General features: G+C 47.1%; 20 protein-coding genes and 1 pseudogene. 9 read left to right on the top strand and 12 right to left on the bottom strand.

Annotated features, from left to right (window positions below):
- Window positions 1-61: 61 nt before the first annotated feature.
- A complete protein-coding gene (locus tag HUZ68_RS09285) occupies window positions 62-436 on the top strand; it encodes a MysB family protein (protein ID WP_000180056.1) in 375 nt (124 codons plus the stop codon).
- On the opposite strand, the gene HUZ68_RS09280 is transcribed toward HUZ68_RS09285, so the two are convergent.
- The 3 genes from HUZ68_RS09280 to mdoG form a co-directional block, all read right to left on the bottom strand.
- Window positions 437-664 carry a YceK/YidQ family lipoprotein gene (locus HUZ68_RS09280; protein ID WP_001237205.1) on the bottom strand — a complete coding sequence of 76 codons (228 nt, stop codon included), beginning with the start codon at window positions 662-664 and terminating at the stop codon, window positions 437-439.
- Window positions 665-836: 172 nt separating this feature from the next.
- Window positions 837-3,380 carry a glucans biosynthesis glucosyltransferase MdoH gene (gene mdoH, locus HUZ68_RS09275; RefSeq protein ID WP_071829034.1) on the bottom strand — a complete coding sequence of 848 codons (2,544 nt, stop codon included), beginning with the start codon at window positions 3,378-3,380 and terminating at the stop codon, window positions 837-839.
- Entirely contained in the window at window positions 3,373-4,908 is a 1,536-nt protein-coding gene (gene mdoG / locus HUZ68_RS09270; protein ID WP_077757366.1) for a glucans biosynthesis protein MdoG, read from the bottom strand. Before mdoG ends, mdoH begins: the two co-directional genes overlap by 8 nt.
- 392 nt (window positions 4,909-5,300) lie before the next feature.
- Here mdoG and mdoC point away from each other — a divergent pair, with 392 nt between their 5' ends.
- Window positions 5,301-6,458, top strand: a complete 1,158-nt coding sequence (mdoC, locus tag HUZ68_RS09265; protein WP_023307868.1) for a glucans biosynthesis protein MdoC — start codon at window positions 5,301-5,303, stop codon at window positions 6,456-6,458.
- A 7-nt stretch (window positions 6,459-6,465) separates the two neighbouring features.
- Here mdoC and clsC read toward each other — a convergent pair whose 3' ends face one another.
- The 6 genes from clsC to csgB form a co-directional block, all read right to left on the bottom strand.
- A complete protein-coding gene (clsC, locus tag HUZ68_RS09260) occupies window positions 6,466-7,947 on the bottom strand; it encodes a cardiolipin synthase ClsC (RefSeq protein WP_129468702.1) in 1,482 nt (493 codons plus the stop codon).
- The gene (gene ymdB / locus HUZ68_RS09255) at window positions 7,889-8,422 is read right to left on the bottom strand and encodes an O-acetyl-ADP-ribose deacetylase (protein WP_000857405.1); all 534 of its coding nucleotides are present in this window, start codon (window positions 8,420-8,422) and stop codon (window positions 7,889-7,891) included. The genes clsC and ymdB overlap by 59 nt, the downstream gene beginning before the upstream one ends.
- 94 nt (window positions 8,423-8,516) lie before the next feature.
- Complete coding sequence (ymdA, locus tag HUZ68_RS09250; protein WP_033815742.1) at window positions 8,517-8,828, bottom strand: protein YmdA; 312 nt, start codon at window positions 8,826-8,828, stop codon at window positions 8,517-8,519.
- Window positions 8,829-8,948: 120 nt separating this feature from the next.
- Window positions 8,949-9,281, bottom strand: a complete 333-nt coding sequence (gene csgC / locus HUZ68_RS09245) for a curli assembly chaperone CsgC (protein WP_000992818.1) — start codon at window positions 9,279-9,281, stop codon at window positions 8,949-8,951.
- Window positions 9,282-9,339: 58 nt separating this feature from the next.
- Window positions 9,340-9,798 (bottom strand): curli major subunit CsgA, encoded by a 459-nt coding sequence (csgA, locus tag HUZ68_RS09240; protein ID WP_000771428.1) that lies wholly within the window; start codon window positions 9,796-9,798, stop codon window positions 9,340-9,342.
- Between the two features lie 40 nt (window positions 9,799-9,838).
- Window positions 9,839-10,294, bottom strand: a complete 456-nt coding sequence (gene csgB / locus HUZ68_RS09235; protein WP_000791650.1) for a curli minor subunit CsgB — start codon at window positions 10,292-10,294, stop codon at window positions 9,839-9,841.
- A 753-nt stretch (window positions 10,295-11,047) separates the two neighbouring features.
- Between csgB and csgD the strand changes: the two genes are divergently transcribed.
- Genes csgD through csgG form a run of 4 tightly spaced genes read left to right on the top strand, consistent with a single transcriptional unit; the run spans window position 11,048 to window position 13,393 of the window.
- Entirely contained in the window at window positions 11,048-11,698 is a 651-nt protein-coding gene (gene csgD / locus HUZ68_RS09230; protein WP_000481500.1) for a biofilm master transcriptional regulator CsgD, read from the top strand.
- A gap of 4 nt (window positions 11,699-11,702) precedes the next feature.
- The gene (csgE, locus tag HUZ68_RS09225; RefSeq protein ID WP_000833288.1) at window positions 11,703-12,092 is read left to right on the top strand and encodes a curli production assembly/transport protein CsgE; all 390 of its coding nucleotides are present in this window, start codon (window positions 11,703-11,705) and stop codon (window positions 12,090-12,092) included.
- A 24-nt stretch (window positions 12,093-12,116) separates the two neighbouring features.
- Window positions 12,117-12,533: a curli production assembly/transport protein CsgF gene (csgF, locus tag HUZ68_RS09220; protein ID WP_001264088.1), complete on the top strand. Its 417-nt coding sequence runs from the start codon at window positions 12,117-12,119 to the stop codon at window positions 12,531-12,533.
- Window positions 12,534-12,559: 26 nt separating this feature from the next.
- A complete protein-coding gene (gene csgG / locus HUZ68_RS09215) occupies window positions 12,560-13,393 on the top strand; it encodes a curli production assembly/transport protein CsgG (protein WP_001189321.1) in 834 nt (277 codons plus the stop codon).
- A gap of 63 nt (window positions 13,394-13,456) precedes the next feature.
- Here the strand turns inward: csgG and HUZ68_RS09210 are convergent, their stop codons facing one another.
- The 3 genes and pseudogenes from HUZ68_RS09210 to HUZ68_RS09200 all read right to left on the bottom strand — a co-directional run.
- The gene (locus HUZ68_RS09210) at window positions 13,457-13,948 is read right to left on the bottom strand and encodes a DUF1097 domain-containing protein (protein WP_001300785.1); all 492 of its coding nucleotides are present in this window, start codon (window positions 13,946-13,948) and stop codon (window positions 13,457-13,459) included.
- Between the two features lie 101 nt (window positions 13,949-14,049).
- Window positions 14,050-14,604 carry a molecular chaperone YcdY gene (gene ycdY / locus HUZ68_RS09205; protein WP_001001917.1) on the bottom strand — a complete coding sequence of 185 codons (555 nt, stop codon included), beginning with the start codon at window positions 14,602-14,604 and terminating at the stop codon, window positions 14,050-14,052.
- Window positions 14,605-14,627: 23 nt separating this feature from the next.
- Window positions 14,628-15,023 (bottom strand): annotated as a pseudogene (locus HUZ68_RS09200) (hypothetical protein); the annotation flags it as partial.
- Here HUZ68_RS09200 and HUZ68_RS09195 point away from each other — a divergent pair.
- From HUZ68_RS09195 to HUZ68_RS09185, 3 genes are all read left to right on the top strand, one after another.
- Window positions 15,009-15,278, top strand: a complete 270-nt coding sequence (locus tag HUZ68_RS09195; RefSeq protein ID WP_089639879.1) for a hypothetical protein — start codon at window positions 15,009-15,011, stop codon at window positions 15,276-15,278. The pseudogene HUZ68_RS09200 and the gene HUZ68_RS09195 sit on opposite strands and share 15 nt — an antisense overlap.
- A gap of 307 nt (window positions 15,279-15,585) precedes the next feature.
- Window positions 15,586-15,831, top strand: coding sequence for a hypothetical protein (locus HUZ68_RS09190; RefSeq protein WP_000719875.1), 246 nt, complete (start codon window positions 15,586-15,588; stop codon window positions 15,829-15,831).
- A gap of 65 nt (window positions 15,832-15,896) precedes the next feature.
- Window positions 15,897-17,576, top strand: a complete 1,680-nt coding sequence (locus HUZ68_RS09185) for a recombinase family protein (RefSeq protein ID WP_239594154.1) — start codon at window positions 15,897-15,899, stop codon at window positions 17,574-17,576.
- Window positions 17,577-17,635: the final 59 nt, after the last annotated feature.

Here is a 17,635-nt window from a genome sequence, read left to right as displayed (position 1 = left end):
AAAAGCGGAGAATCAGCTATCCTTTTCCCTGAAACCTCATCAACTCAAAGGGAGAATCGTGATGACCATGTACGCAACGCTTGAAGAAGCCATTGACGCTGCACGCGAAGAATTTCTTGCAGACAACCCCGGCATCGACGCCGAAGACGCGAATGTGCAACAGTTCAATGCCCAAAAATACGTTTTGCAGGACGGCGACATCATGTGGCAAGTTGAGTTTTTTGCCGACGAAGGGGAAGAAGGTGAATGTTTACCTATGCTTAGCGGTGAGGCCGCGCAAAGTGTTTTTGACGGCGACTATGATGAGATAGAGATCCGCCAGGAGTGGCAAGAAGAGAATACATTACATGAATGGGACGAGGGGGAATTTCAGCTTGAGCCACCGCTGGATACCGAGGAAGGACGCGCAGCAGCTGATGAGTGGGATGAACGTTAATCACTCATACGGGCCATGATGAATGTCGATCGGCAGCAGTAAAGTATCAAAAACCAGGGAGAATGGCAGATCAAGAATTGTGACATAACGCCAGGCGGAGTCACGCACATCCCATTGCACACCGGGATAATATTGGTTGCCATGCCCCTGCCCCGGTATAGTGCGGCTAATGATGCTGCCACAGCCACTCAGCAAGGTCACCATGATGCTCACCACAATTAAACGCATTTGATACCTCTTCCGTAAAAAAATACCGGCATAACGCCGGTATTTTTATTGACTCGTTGTTTTTGCCAGATGCGACGTGAACGCCTTACCCAACCTACAAAATCTTGCAAAATCAATAAATTGCAGGAACGATGTAGGCCTGATAAGCGTAGCGCATCAGGCAACTACGTTTTTATTGCGAAGCCGCATCTGGTTTACGCAATGCCAGTGGATTGAGCTTTATCCCTTCGTAATAACTCACCCATGAAGAATATCTCTCAGGGGAATTCCAGACGCGGAAATGCAGACGGGCCATCGTCACCGGATCGCTTAGCAGCACCAGGCGACGATCGCGATTCAGCTTCTCTGGCGTCTCGTTCAGCGCCTGTTCAATGTGGCGGTCACGGGCGATTTCCAGCACCTTACTGGCGCGGTGACGCGCGGTCGCCATTGCGGTGGCCAGAGCGTTAAATGACGGGTTAAATACTGCGTGCATAAAACCATCATCAAGGGAGCGTTGACGGTTCATCTCAAGGAACCGATCGGTATCAACCAGCACCTGCGGCGGTGAATACTCTTCCGGGATCAGGAACAGTTTCCAGCGTTTGGTGCGCAGACCAACGGTGGCACGGCTGGAAATCACCGAAACAAACGGTGACAGGATCAACGAGAAGACAATCGGAGCCAGCCAGAACAGGAAACGCAGATCCAGCCACGCCATCCCAACAGCCCACACTAACCCTAACAGCAGCTGTGAGCCGTGGCGTTTGAACGCTTCACCCCAGGAAGTGGAGTCATCATCACGCTGCGGTGAATTCCACACCACTTCCCAGCCAAGGAACGCGCTGACGACGAAGACCGTATGGAACAGCATGCGTACCGGAGCCAGCAGCACGGAAAACAGCACTTCCAGCAGCAACGATAATGTAACGCGCCAGAAGCCGCCGTATTCTTTCGTTCCTTTGCACCAGATAAGCAAAATGCTCAATAGCTTTGGCAGGAACAACAGCACCATGGTCGAAGCAAAAAGTGCAATCGCCAGCTCAGGACGCCACTGCGGCCACACCGGGAACAACTGCCGTGGTTGCAGGAAGTATTGCGGTTCGGTTAACGCATGCACTACCTGCAATGCAGTAGAGAGCGCGAGGAACATAAACCACAGCGGAGCGGAGAGATAAGACATCACGCCCGTCAGGAATACCGCACGGTGAACCGGGTGCATACCCTTCACCAGGAACAGACGGAAGTTCATCAGGTTACCGTGGCACCAGCGGCGGTCACGTTTTAGCTCATCAAGTAAGTTAGGCGGTAATTCTTCATAAGAACCCGGGAGATCGTAAGCAATCCAGACTCCCCAACCTGCACGGCGCATCAACGCCGCTTCCACGAAGTCATGTGACAGGATTGAACCGGCAAAGGAACCTTCGCCCGGCAGCGGAGCCAGTGCGCAGTGCTCGATAAACGGTTTCACGCGGATAATCGCGTTATGTCCCCAGTAGTGCGACTCGCCAAGTTGCCAGAAGTGCAAACCGGCTGTAAACAGTGGCCCATACACGCGGGTCGCGAACTGCTGACAGCGTGCATACAGCGTATCCATACCGGACGCTTTCGGCGACGACTGAATGATCCCGGCGTTCGGGTTGGCTTCCATCAAGCGCACCAGCCCACACAAACAATCACCGGTCATTACCGAGTCAGCATCCAGCACCACCATGTAGCTGTACTGGCTGCCCCAGCGACGGCAGAAGTCATCGATATTACCGCTTTTACGCTTCACGCGACGACGGCGGCGGCGATAGAAAATCTGACCTTCGCCACCGACTTCAGCGATAAGCTCCATCCAGGCTTTTTGCTCTGCGACGCAGATATCCGGGTTGTAACTGTCACTCAGAATGTAGACATCAAAGTGTTTGGCATTCCCGGTGGCTTTTACTGATTCCCACGTTGCACGCAAGCCAGCAAAAACACGATTCACGTCTTCGTTACAGATAGGCATGATCAACGCCGTGCGATGCTCCGGGTTTAATGGTTCATCGCCAACTGTTGACGCAGATATACTGTATTTATCGCGACCAATAAGCAGTTGCAGGAAGCCCATCAACGCCGTCCAGAATCCGGCGGACACCCAACAGAACAGTACCGCAAAGAGGATCAGGATACCGGTTTGCAGCATATAAGGCAGAAGCTGCATGAAGGAAACCCACAAATCCTGACCAACCATATCCATAGGATTAATCAGCGCCCAACCCTGATAAGGAAGAATGGTCTTCATATACCAGGTCGCGACGACAGTTTGCGCGAGCGTCAGGATCAACAGAATGTAACGCCGGATGGTACCGACGGTACGCCACTTTTGCTCGCTCTCCTGCTCTTCTTTGGTCAAACGAGCCAGATAGCGCGGTGTTACATCGCGTCCACGCAGGCGATCCCAGAAACGGCCTACCGGGTTGGTACGCCACGGGTCGGGAAACATCGAGGAGCGTTTTGCTTCTGGCATCGCCTTAAGCTGATCGCGCCCTTCGTCGTCTTTAATTAACTGTCCATCAGCAAGTGAATCTGGCCAGGCTTGTTCCAGACGCGCCTTTACCGAGCCTTGCGGGGAGTCATCCTCCCGCGCCCAGGTGCGGTGTTCGGCATCCAGCGCCTGATGAACGGCGCGGATATCAGTCTTCGGCAATGCCGCTTTCTCGCTTGCGGCGATGGGCATTGCGTCAATGTACTCAGTTGTCTTATTCATTGGCAGGTAACTGGTAGCTCCAGGTTTCACTCAACGTCTGATCGGCATTCACCAGCGCAGCGCGCATTTCAGTGGTTTTCTTGGCATCTTTCACTTTCACACGCATCACCAGACGCCAGCCTTTGGTAACCGGGTTATAGCGCACCGTGCTTTCCACTATCTCACCATTATCACCAATGCTGGTTTGCGCTGTGACCGGGGTATCTTCTGGCAGTTTTTTCATCTCTGCGCCGGTAAAATCGACCACAAAGGCGATAGTACCGTCAGGCTGGCGAATCAGGTTCGACTGCTTCACATCCCCCGTTGAACGACGCGTTTGTTGCACCCATGCGTTATCTGGCGCATGCAGTTTGTCTTCATCACGGCTGAAGGTGATGGTGTATTTAAAGTTCATCTCTTTACCCGGCTCCGGCAGCTGATCCGGCGTCCAGTAAGCGACGATGTTATCGTTAGTTTCATCGTTGGTTGGAATTTCCACCAGCTCAACGCTGCCTTTACCCCACTCCCCTTTCGGAGTCACCCATGCGCTTGGACGAAGATCGTAACGATCATCGAGATCTTCAAAGCGGGAGAAATCACGACCGCGCTGCAACAGACCAAAGCCTAGCGGGTTTTCCATGGAGAAGCTGCTGACCGCTAAATGTTTCGGGTTATTCAACGGACGCCAGATCCATTCGCCATTACCGGCATGGATAGAGAGACCGTTAGAGTCGTGCAACTCCGGACGATAGTTATTTGCAGGCGACGGTTGGTTCGGCCCAAACAGGAACATACTGGTTAACGGTGCAACCCCCAGTTTGCCGACTTTATCGCGCAGATAGATTTTCGACTGCACATCCACAACCGTGTCACGCCCTGGCATAACTACGAATTTGTAAGCACCTGTCGCGCGCGGCGAGTCAAGCAATGCATAAATGGTTAAACGTTTATCAGTTGGTTTTGGACGCTCGATCCAGAACTCTTTGAAGCGTGGAAATTCTTCACCCGATGGCAAGGCGGTATCAATTGCCAGACCGCGGGCAGAAAGGCCATAAACCTGACCTGCACCAATCACGCGGAAATAGCTGGCCCCGAGCATGCTGACGATTTCATCGTTTTTATCTTTGCTGTTGATCGGGTAAAGCACTTTAAAACCGGCAAAACCAAGGTCTTTTACCGTGTCTTTGTCATGCTGAACATCGCCGAAAGTGAAATAATCCGGGCTGTATTTGATTCGTTTGACTGCGGTGGCAGTCACTTCATTTATTTTGACCGGGGTATCGAAGTACATACCCTGATGGTAGAACTCGAGTTTGAATGGGGTCTTCAGATTGTTCCAGTACGCTTTGTCATGATTAAACTGGATCTGCTGATAGTCCGCGTATTTCATATCGCGGAAAACGGAGGGCAAGTTGCTTTTGGGCGCCTCATAGCCTTTCCCGGCTAAGGATTGAGCTTGCTTTGCGACATCATCAATACTGAAAGCCCAGCTTGAAGATGTATACAGGGTTAACATTACTGCAGCACTCAACCAACGCATTTTCATCATTTGTAGTTTATGTTTCATAATTAGTAAGCACTTCCCCCTTTGTGTGCTTATATCGATCCGATCTATTTTAATGGATAACCAGCCATTCCGACAACAGAATCCCGGTATCGTTCAGCACGCTGGCTCATGGATTAAGCACCTGATTGCAACCGTTTTCACTTTCCGTGCTTCTCCTAAAGACAGAAGCATCGACTTCGTGTAGGGTTTGCCAGCAAATTTATTTATCAACCGTCTTACAGACGCTTCCATTCTGGTTAGTGGTAGCGATGATGCTATGCATAAAAACTTGAAGCCTGCGCCTGGCGCGGTCAGGTCGGTGTCGCTATGGCAACAAGCCTAAAGGCATAACCCGACAGGGATAAGACGAAAAATCCGAGATTAGTTAACCATATATGAATCCAGTACCCGCGCAACGTGAATATTTCCTCGACTCCATCCGCGCCTGGCTGATGTTGTTAGGGATCCCTTTTCATATTTCTTTAATCTATTCGAGCCATACATGGCATGTGAATAGCGCCGAACCGTCATTGTGGCTGACCCTTTTTAATGACTTCATCCACTCGTTCCGCATGCAGGTATTTTTCGTTATATCCGGCTACTTTTCCTACATGCTTTTTTTACGCTATCCCTTGAAAAAATGGTGGAAAGTACGTGTCGAACGTGTAGGTATCCCGATGTTAACAGCCATCCCCCTACTGACATTGCCGCAATTTATTATGCTGCAATACGTCAAAGGGAAAGCGGAAAGTTGGCCTGGGCTGTCATTGTATGACAAATATAATACGTTGGCCTGGGAATTAATATCGCACCTGTGGTTTTTACTGGTGTTAGTGGTCATGACGACGCTGTGCGTATGGATATTTAAACGCATCAGAAATAATTTAGAAAATTCTGATAAAACGAATAAAAAATTCTCGATGGTAAAACTATCGCTGATTTTTTTGTGCCTCGGCATCGGTTATGCGGTAATAAGAAGAACGATTTTTATTGTGTATCCGCCCATTCTGAGTAATGGCATGTTCAATTTTATTGTCATGCAAACGCTATTTTATTTGCCGTTCTTTATCCTCGGCGCACTGGCTTTCATTTTCCCTCATCTTAAAGCCTTGTTTACCACGCCGTCTCGTGGCTGTACCCTCGCTGCAGCATTGGCGTTTGTCGCTTATTTACTCAACCAGCGCTATGGCAGTGGCGATGCCTGGATGTACGAAACCGAGTCGGTGATCACCATGGTCCTCGGTCTGTGGATGGTGAATGTGGTCTTCTCCTTTGGCCACCGTTTGCTTAACTTCCAGTCAGCGCGGGTGACTTACTTTGTTAACGCATCGCTATTTATCTATCTGGTTCACCACCCGTTAACGCTGTTTTTCGGCGCGTACATTACACCGCACATCACCTCCAACTGGCTTGGTTTTCTCTGTGGCCTGATATTCGTAGTAGGGATTGCGATAATTCTGTATGAAATTCATTTACGCATCCCATTACTGAAGTTTTTGTTCTCTGGTAAACCGGTTGTTAAGCGTGAGAACGATAAAGCACCAGCCCGTTAAGCCGCGTTTACAATAACCATTCCACGGGCAATATCGACGCCAGTCTGACCATAACCCGCTTCCAGAAACTGGTGGCGGGTTCTTTTTTGAGAACAATCTCTTTCTTTGCATGACGATCAACCCAGTTGATCCGTCCCCACCTGTCCAGTCGGAGCTGCCAGGCCGCATCATACTGGCTCTGAATAAAGCGTTTATCAATTAACTGAGCCAGCGTTTCGCTCTCTATCACGAAGCCCATTTCAGTATTAAGCAATGTTGAACGCGGATCGAAATTGAAAGAACCGATAAACACCGTTTTACCATCGATGCTAAAGGTTTTAGCATGCAGGCTGGCACCGGAATTACCGGTTATGCCGCGATCGTGTAACGTACTACTTTGTTCACGCGTCGGCTTGAGTTCATATAATTCCACGCCATAGCGGAGCAATTTTTTGCGCCAGCGCGCGTATCCGGCATGGACGACAGCAACATCGTTAGCGGCAAGAGAATTGGTTAGGATCGCAATCTTTACCCCTTTTCTCACCATCCGTAAGAGTTGCGCCACACCTGCTCGTGTCGGTACAAAATAGGAAGAGATAATATCGATGCGTTCACTGGGTGAGCCCATGATATCGAACAGGCGCTGCGGTAACAGTGAATGCCGTTTTGCCTTGCCCTCCCCTTTCGCCGGATCATCACTTAATAAACGTGTTTTCGCCCAGATAAGCGGCAACGTTCCATCAACCAGATGATTTATAAACGGACTGGATTCCATTTTGCGTAAGTAACGATGCGTCATGGCATCGTTATGCCAGGAGGCGGGTAACTCGATGCGATCCGCCATTTCACCTTCCGGGACATCCAGCACCTGCTGTAAGGGTGAAACCGATTTGCAATACCAGTAGCGGGCGAAATCATCGGCAACGTCCTCTACTACGGGTCCTATTGCCATGACATCTAAATCCGAAAAAAGTGGCTCTTCCCCTGCCCCAAAATAGGCATCACCAATATTTCGCCCCCCTACCAGCGTCACCACGCCATCGACAGTGAAACTTTTATTGTGCATACGGCGATTGAGACGGGAAAAGTCGGTGATATAACCAAGCGGACGCAGCAAGCGAAACGAGAAAGGATTAAAAAGCCGGACTTCAATGCGGGGATGACTGTCAAGCAAGCGTAAAATGTCGTCAAGTCCGGGCGTATTGTTGTCGTCCAGCAACAAACGGACGCGAACGCCACGCTTTGCTGCGGCTAACAGGGCGGAAAACAGTAACCGACCCGACATATCGTCCTGCCAGATGTAATACTGAACATCCAGCGTATGCTCTGCTATTTCGGCCAGACGATACCGGGCGGCAAACGCATCCAGACTTTTCTCCAGAGGGAAAAGACCACACTGACCAGGATGTTGCGAACACAGTGGCAGCACCGCGCTCGCCAGCCGGGGCAAATCATTCATCTCCTTGTTGGGTAAGGAGTCTTTCGTAGAGGTGGGCGTTTTCTTCATCATAACAGACAAAGTATACCTGTTCGGGTAAAGCGTGACGGGTAATAAATTCTGAAACGGTTTTTACTGCGATTTCAGCCGCTGCCGCACGAGGGTAACCATAAACCCCAGTACTGATTGCAGGAAAAGCCACTGACGTATAGCTGTTTGCCGCCACCAGTCGTAGGCTATTGAGATAGGCATCCTGCAAAAGCTGGTCTTCGTTTTGTTCACCACCACGCCAGACTGGCCCGACGGTGTGCACTACGGCTTTAGCAGGAAGATCGCCTGCAAGCGTAATAACGGCATGCCCCGTAGGGCAATCGCCCTGCTGTTGCCTGACTTTTAAACAGGCATCCAGCAGGGCCGGACCCGCTGCGCGATGAATGGCCCCATCGACGCCGCCACCTCCCATTAATGAAGGATTAGCCGCATTCACAATCACATCAACGGCCAGTTTGGTAATATCACCCTGCACAACATGAATACGCGTTTTCATAACGCCTCCTTACACCTTCTTGTTTCTTAAGTGTACAGCAGGCTTTTTGGTTAAATCGCATTTTTCTGCTCAGCAACGTGAGTTGTTCAGAAACTTAGTTATATTCGATGTTCATTACAGCCAGCTTTTTCTGTTTATCAAGATACTGCACTTTTACTGAGGCTATTTGCGCGTTTTTGACATTGCCGCTCATTAACGCTTTACTGGAGTAGGTTTTATCCGGAACAGAACCATTCTGTGGGCAGTTCATTTCTACGGGTGATGACTGGGTGCTGACGTCACATGCCGGTTCCACAATTTGGCCATAAAAATGGATCACGCCCCCTTGCGCGGTGCTTCCTGCGATGGCAATAAAAGGAAAAAACAAACTGCCGAGCATAAGAGAGTTTAAAAAAGGTCTGAACATTTATTCTATTTCCTCAATGATTAGTCATCCTTGAGGGTTGTGTTATCCATACTTTCAGGTTGGCTGATTCGCAGCAAACCATTCTCTCCAGATTCATCTTATGCTCGATATTTCAACAAATTAAGACTTTTCTGAAGAGGGCGGCCATTGTTGTGATAAATGAAGTGACTGTCCATCAGAAACAGTAACAACTATTTTCACCCGATCGTCCGGGGAAATATTTAAACTCAACTTCGTCAAAGCAATGGGTTGATTAGCAGGCAATGAAAGGGTCTTTTCTTGCTTCGTCTGACTTTGCCCTGAACTGCCTTCGCGCAGGGACAATATTTGTACTCTGCACAGACAAGATTGAGTAAGAGTGACTTCAGGAATAATGGTGTACATATCCCCTTGCTGGGTCGTATTAAAGGTTATCTGACTGGAAAGTGCCGCAAGGAGTAATAACGCATTCATATTCTTCTCCCGAAAAAAAACAGGGCTTGCGCCCTGTTTCTTTAATACAGATGATGTATTAGTACTGATGAGCGGTCGCGTTGTTACCAAAGCCAACCTGAGTTACGTTGACGGTGGAATTAGATGCAGTCTGGTCAACCGCTGCACCGTTGCCGCCACCGAACTGTTTAACTGTCATATGAGAGTCTTTACCGTTCCACTGATCAAGAGTGGCACTGTTACCAAAGCCACGTTGGGTCAGATCGATTGAGCTGTCATCTGAGCCCTGACCAACATCTGCACCGTTACCACCACCATGCTGGGTAATAGTAAGATCAGAGTTACGAGCATCAGCTTGCAGAGCAAGTGCAGAGTTACCACCACCGTACTGATAAATATTCAGCTCTGAATTCGGGCCGCTGTTATTACCGCCACCACCGTGGTTACCGCCACCGCCGCCGTACTGAGGAACAACACCTGCCAGAGCGCTACCGGAGAATACGATTGCTGCAATTGCTGCTACTTTTAAAAGTTTCATGTAAAACCCCCATCGGATTGATTTAAAAGTCGAATGGAAATTAACGTTGTGTCACGCGAATAGCCATTTGCGACTGTCTCTGCACTACAATTGCCGTTTTTTGAGTACCATACTGTGTAATATTTGCTTTATTACCAGAACCTTTCTGGATAATCATCGCAGTATTACCATAAGCACCTTGCGAAATACTGGCATCGTTGGCACTGCCCGCCTGATCAATATATGCAAGGTTATAATCTCCTGTCTGGTCAATCTTTGCCCGGTTGCTACTACCTTCTTGCGCAACAACCGCCAAAAGTTTTGAGCCTCCCTGCCGTAACTGAGCACTATTATTAGTCCCAGCTTGACCAATTATGGCTGCCTGATTAAATGAAGACTTACTCAATTCATTTACCGCGAAGTTATATTCTGAATTAGCTAAATCATAACCTGCTGCGGCTGCAATCCCAGGCGCACCCAGTATTGTTAACATCATAAATAACAATTTGTTTTTCATGTTGTCACCCTGGACCTGGTCGTACTTTTAAGAAATTAAATCATTTCAACTTGGTTGTTAACGCAACCTGTATTTTGTTAACGCTGCGTTACGATGGAAAGTATGTCTGCGGAAATATTTTTAATAACTCACCCGCGCGTTGTATTTTTCTTTTTTTGTTCATACCAAAGTATTAAAACCCACGTAAATACGCTGTTATCTACGCAAAAAATATTTTGTTTTCTTTTAAATCTCCGTTTTCCGCTAGCAAAAAACACCAGACAGTCATTCTTCTTGCCCGTCGCTGATTGCTGCGATATGTCTTGCGCACAAGCCGTGACAAACCTCCTCTTTTTGCAGTAAAAAATTGTCCACGGTGGTGTGGAGAAAAAACAAGAACGTTTTACATGACGAAAGGACTACACCGAAATATTTTTTATATGCATTATTAGTAAGTTAGCACCATTTGTATGATTTTTTAAAATTGTGCAATAAAAACCAAATGTACAACTTTTCTATCATTTCTAAACTTAATAAAACCTTAAGGTTAACATTTTAATATAACGAGTTACATTTAGTTACATGTTTAACACTTGATTTAAGATTTGTAATGGCTAGATTGAAATCAGATGTAATCCATTAGTTTTATATTTTACCCATTTAGGGCTGATTTATTACTACACACAGCAGTGCAACATCTGTCAGTACTTCTGGTGCTTCTATTTTAGAGGCAGCTGTCAGGTGTGCGATCAATAAAAAAAGCGGGGTTTCATCATGTTTAATGAAGTCCATAGTATTCATGGTCATACATTATTGTTGATCACTAAACCTTCTTTGCAGGCGACAGCTCTCTTGCAGCACCTTAAACAATCGCTGGCAATTACAGGAAAATTACATAATATTCAACGTTCTCTGGACGATATCTCTTCAGGCTCTATTATTCTTCTGGATATGATGGAAGCGGATAAAAAGCTTATCCATTATTGGCAGGATACTTTGAGCAGGAAAAACAACAATATCAAAATATTGTTGCTAAATACGCCTGAAGATTACCCGTACCGCGACATTGAAAACTGGCCTCATATCAACGGCGTTTTTTATGCCATGGAGGATCAAGAACGTGTTGTCAATGGGTTGCAAGGCGTCCTGCGCGGCGAATGCTACTTTACGCAAAAGCTTGCCAGTTACCTGATTACACATTCTGGTAACTATCGTTATAACAGCACGGAATCAGCCCTCCTTACTCATCGGGAAAAAGAGATCCTGAATAAGCTGCGTATCGGCGCGTCTAATAACGAGATCGCTCGTTCGTTGTTCATCAGCGAAAATACGGTTAAAACGCATCTTTATAATCTTTTCAAGAAGATAGCCGTAAAAAACCGGACACAAGCGGTTTCCTGGGCAAACGATAACCTCAGGCGATAAAGCCATGAAACGTTATTTACGCTGGATTGTGGCGGCAGAATTTCTGTTCGCCGCAGGGAATCTTCACGCCGTTGAGGTAGAAGTCCCGGGATTGTTAACTGACCATACTGTTTCATCTATTGGCCATGATTTTTACCGAGCCTTTAGTGATAAATGGGAAAGTGACTATACGGGTAACTTAACGATTAATGAAAGGCCCAGTGCACGATGGGGAAGCTGGATCACTATAACGGTGAATCAGGACGTTATTTTCCAGACTTTTTTATTCCCGTTGAAAAGAGACTTCGAAAAAACTGTCGTCTTTGCACTGATTCAAACTGAAGAAGCACTAAATCGTCGCCAGATAAATCAGGCGTTATTAAGTACGGGCGATTTGGCGCATGATGAATTCTAAATAAAAAATTGTTCGGAGGCTGCAATGCGTGTCAAACATGCAGTAGTTCTACTCATGCTTATTTCGCCATTAAGTTGGGCTGGAACCATGACTTTCCAGTTCCGTAATCCAAACTTTGGTGGTAACCCAAATAATGGCGCTTTTTTATTAAATAGCGCTCAGGCCCAAAACTCTTATAAAGATCCGAGCTATAACGATGACTTTGGTATTGAAACACCCTCAGCGTTAGATAACTTTACTCAGGCCATCCAGTCACAAATTTTAGGTGGGCTACTGTCGAATATTAATACCGGTAAACCGGGCCGCATGGTGACCAACGATTATATTGTTGATATTGCTAACCGCGATGGTCAATTGCAGTTGAACGTGACAGATCGTAAAACCGGACAAACCTCGACCATCCAGGTTTCGGGTTTACAAAATAACTCAACCGATTTTTAAGCCCCAGCTTCATAAGGAAAATAATCATGCAGCGCTTATTTCTTTTGGTTGCCGTCATGTTACTGAGCGGATGCTTAACCGCCCCGCCTAAAGAAGCCGCCAGACCGACATTAATGCCTCGTGCTCAGAGCTACAAAGATTTGACCCATCTGCCAGCGCCGACGGGTAAGATCTTTGTTTCGGTATACAACATTCAGGACGAAACCGGGCAATTTAAACCCTACCCGGCAAGTAACTTCTCCACTGCTGTTCCGCAAAGCGCCACGGCGATGCTGGTCACGGCATTGAAAGATTCTCGCTGGTTTATACCGCTGGAGCGCCAGGGCTTACAAAACCTGCTTAACGAGCGCAAGATTATTCGTGCGGCACAAGAAAACGGCACGGTTGCCATTAATAACCGAATCCCGCTGCAATCTTTAACGGCGGCAAATATCATGGTTGAAGGTTCGATTATCGGTTATGAAAGCAACGTCAAATCGGGCGGGGTTGGGGCAAGATATTTTGGGATCGGTGCCGACACGCAATACCAGCTCGATCAGATTGCCGTGAACCTGCGCGTCGTCAATGTGAGTACCGGTGAGATCCTCTCCTCGGTGAACACCAGTAAGACGATACTTTCCTATGAAGTTCAGGCCGGGGTTTTCCGCTTTATTGACTACCAGCGCTTGCTGGAAGGGGAAGTGGGTTACACCTCGAACGAACCTGTTATGCTGTGCCTGATGTCGGCTATCGAAACAGGGGTCATTTTCCTGATTAATGATGGTATCGACCGTGGTCTGTGGGATTTGCAAAATAAAGCAGAACGGCAGAATGACATTCTGGTGAAATACCGCCATATGTCGGTTCCACCGGAATCCTGACAGATAAAAATGCCAGAATTAATAATCCGGCATTTACTGTTTAAGCAAAAGCGTGAGTGCCCCTCACGCTTTATTTTTGATTTCCTGCTCACGGTGCGCCGTCTTTGCACTACGCGCCGCCAGCCACAGGCCGCTGTTTTTCATTGCGTAACCAAATATCAGCCCAAGCGCCAGCGAAGGTAACACCAGTTTCCAGTCACCCTGCCCGGCAAACGTCGCGCATGCGCCTATAAACGTTCCCGGAACAAATGAAAGCAGCAGCTGTTTGGCCTGAATACACATCAGAAACGCGACAATACCGGTTATGACATAACCGAGAATTTCCAGATGTGGTGCCAGTGCACTACCGTAAATAATGACCATCGCCCACACCACGCCACTAAGCAGGGTTGCAGCGGAGATCGCCAGCCCTTTCAGCCCACCTTGCGGGCAAGCAAAGTAGGCCGTACAGCCCAGGAAGCCCGCCCAGCTTAGTAAGCCCAGGGAAACAGCCACCCATCCCCAGATACCGGAGAGAATGCCTGTTGTGATTGCAATAGAGAGAAGTATGTTCATGCCGCGCATGATAGCAGAAAACGCGGCCATGAATGAGATCGAGCACACATTTTATGCAACAACAAATTATACGTTGCAGTTATGAGTGACGTAGATCACATTTACTCTTCAGAATCTTCTTCCAGCTCGTCCCACATTGCACTAATGGCATCGCGGGTTAGCGGTGCCATGGTGCGCCAGAAAGGCGTGGTTGCATGGGCCTCCACTTTGCCAAGAAACGCGCCACACCAGGGTAACAGATACTCACTGAACAGTGTTTCCAGTGCTTCGCTCTCATCTTCCGTTGACTGATCTTCCAGCCAGGAAGCCGCAAGCAGCAATGTGCCGATGTGATCGGCAGGCGTATCCGCTAATGGCATCCCTCGTTCAGAAAGAAAAGCGCGCACTTCCGCTTCCGTTGCGTCCTCAACCCATGCGCTACGATATGGCGGCACGGCACATTCATCGCCGATAAACAACGCATTGTAATCGGCAGAGACTTGCGTCATATCACAGCTTTTCTGCAAACGTGTCAGCAACTCATCCTGCTCCAGTGGCCAGTTCGCAGCCAGTTTCCCCTCACGAATCAGGGTAAACAGCGGCACCAGTAAAGGATCTTGTGGTTGGCGGTAATAGAGCGAACCCAGCACACGACAGAGGATAGAAAACTCGTTCATTAATATATTTCCATTACTAGTAATTAAAGGTCTGCAAATTCCGCAATCGGTGCCATACCGCGAGATTCAAGGAAGTTCAGTAAGCGGCGCGGAGAAACATTCAAAATGCGCTCTGGCGGAAAATCTACCGCGTCGAGGATTTTAAGACACTCTTCAAATTCCCCCATGGTAAACGCGGTGTGAGAATCCGAGCCTAATGCCACCCAACCTCCAGCATCACGTACCGCTGCGGCTACCGCACGACAGTTGTCTTCACTGCCCTTACGTGAGTGTAAAAATGAGGAATTATTGATTTCCAGCGCCACCTGATGTTTCGCGGCTGCTTCAGCAACGGCTTTAACATCTATCTCATATTTAGGATTCCCTAATATCATGTACCCACAATAACACGAGAGGATACAACGATGAACATTACCAAAGCAATCCATAACTATGCTCGCCGCCGTGGAATCGAACTTCAACTCGAAGATGAGCAGGTTAGATTCTGGGAGATAGAACAAGATTGTGAATGGATGTTCAGCTATTCGATTGCTCAATGTGGTTGCTTGTTCTGGAAAGGTAATGTTTATCTTCCTCGCGATATTAAAGAAGAACTTCCGGCGATGATTGACACCGATAAGAAGTTAAAGGAAGTCTTAGATTTTATCTACAAAGAGTTTATTAGCAAGAAGTAATTTCTAATTTGGTGGGTGCAATTCCCACCGCTTTTTAAATGGAGAATCAAACATGTTAGCTTTTATCTCATTCGTGGGAGGTAGTCTCACAACTATGATTAGTCTTTCTTATCTTGTCGTTAGTATGGGGTGAGCAATGAAACAATTTCATGATGGCATTTCATCCAAGACATTCAAGAAAGAATATAGCGGATTGTGTATTAACTGGATTGATTTGATTGGTGCGGTTGTGTTTGGTCTGGTAATTAGCATCAATTTTTAACGATATAAATATATCGTAATTCAAATAACAAGAGGAAATTCTACTATGAAAAAGATTATCGCGGGTGTTGTTCTTGCTCTGGGTTTGGTTGGTGCTGCAAATGCCGAACAATATGTACAGGGTGATAGTGTCAAGCGTGCTGCCGTTGCACCTTCTTTAAATCAACTGTGTACTGAATTAGCACAGGTTGCCGGAGTTGGTGACGATGACGACTTTATTACTGCGTGTGTATGGAGTCATATCGAGGATATTAATAAACGTGATGCAAAACTAACTGGAAAGAAATATTAATGACTTACTAACCAATGCCCCTATCGTTATAATACGCGGTAGGGGCTTTTTGTTTTGGAAATGGTATGAAAACTAAACTATATTCGTATATTCGCTTCTCGTCTATGCGTCAGAGTGATGGTTCGAGTTATGAACGACAAATCAGGATGGCGAGAGAGGTTGCGGCAAAGTATGACCTTGAACTGGTAAATGATTATCAGGATCTGGGTGTATCTGCGTTTAAGGGTGCTAACTCTAAAACAGGGGCGCTATCTCGTTTCCTTGATGCAATTGGTAGATCCGTTCCTGTTGGTAGCTGGCTATTCATTGAAAACTTGGACCGCTTATCCCGTGCCGATATTGTCAGTGCGCAGGAGTTATTCCTTTCAATCATCCGTAGGGGAATAACCATTGTTACTGGCATGGATAACAAGATCTACTCGCTGGATACTGTTACCGCTAATCCGATGGACCTGATGTTCTCCATCCTTTTATTCATCCGTGGTAATGAGGAAAGCCAGACTAAGCGCAATCGTACTAACTCAAGCGCACTGATTAAGATTAAAGCCCATCAAGAAAATCCCCAGAATCCGGCAGTGGCAATCGAGGAAGTTGGAAAGAATATGTGGTGGACTGATACCACTTCCGGTTATGTGCTGCCTCATCCGGTGTACTTCCCTGTTGTTCAGGAGATTGTGGAATTACGGAAGAATGGACGTTCAACCGCCGAAATACTGGATCACCTTAACGAGACATATGCACCACCACCAGCAGTAAGCAACAAGAAGCATTCAAAATGGTCACGGGCAATGGTTGAAAGGTTGTTCCATACCCGCGCTTTGATTGGTATCAAGGAGGTCTCTGTTGATGGTGTTAACTATGAGTTAAAGGATTATTACCCTCGTGTTATTGATGATGCTACGTTCTATCACCTTAAGAAAAATATTGGTGCTAGAGCATGGAACTTTGGAGACAAGGAAGAAGCTAAACCGATCCCCCTGCTTAGTGGCATTGGCCTATTGAAATGTGATCATTGCGGTTGCGCTATGGTTAAAGTGAAGGGAACAAACAAACGTTCTGACCAGTATCGTTATACATGTGATGCGACCCGTTCACGTAGACTTGATTGCGAGCATCCAAACTGGAGTTTTCGAGGGGATCAATTAGAGAAAGCTGTATTGCAATTGCTGGCTGATAAAATCTGGATTGCTGAGGATAAGGCTAATCCGGTTCCGGCGTTGAAAGTACAGGTTGATGAAATATCACGCAAGATTGATAACCTGATTGCCCTTTCTGCTATGACAGGAGCAACGAAGGAGCTAGCCGATCAGATTACTACCCTCAATAGCGAGCGTGAAACACTCTACAATCAGATCAAGATGGCAGAAGAGGAAATGTATTCTGTGGACTCTCAAGGCTGGGAGAAGCTCGCAGAATTTGATTTAGAAGATGTTTATAACGAGGAACGACTAAAGGTCCGGTTTAAGATTAAGCAAGCTCTAAAGCGGATCGGGTGTAGCAGGATTGACAGAAACAAAAACTTGTTTGTACTGGAATACATCGATGGAAAGACCCAGAGAGTTGTAATAGAAAATTCAAGAGGAACGAGGAAAGGCCGGATATTCATTGATTTGAAAACTATCAATGATAGACAGATTCTGGAAAGTAACGGGCTTGTTTTGCATCCATGTTTAGACATGCTGACAGATAAGAACTGGAAACCAGAAGAGGAAATACCAGGTCCATTACAGGAATTTGGAATTTAAGCGGCCTAAATCGACGTATAACGAGCTAAACACTTTAAGGGGTACATCTGTACCCCTTT

The organism is Shigella dysenteriae (assembly GCF_022354085.1).
GTDB lineage: Bacteria > Pseudomonadota > Gammaproteobacteria > Enterobacterales > Enterobacteriaceae > Escherichia > Escherichia coli.
The sequence above is the reverse complement of the archived record's forward strand: the minus strand, read 5'-3'. Positions and strand labels throughout refer to the sequence as shown.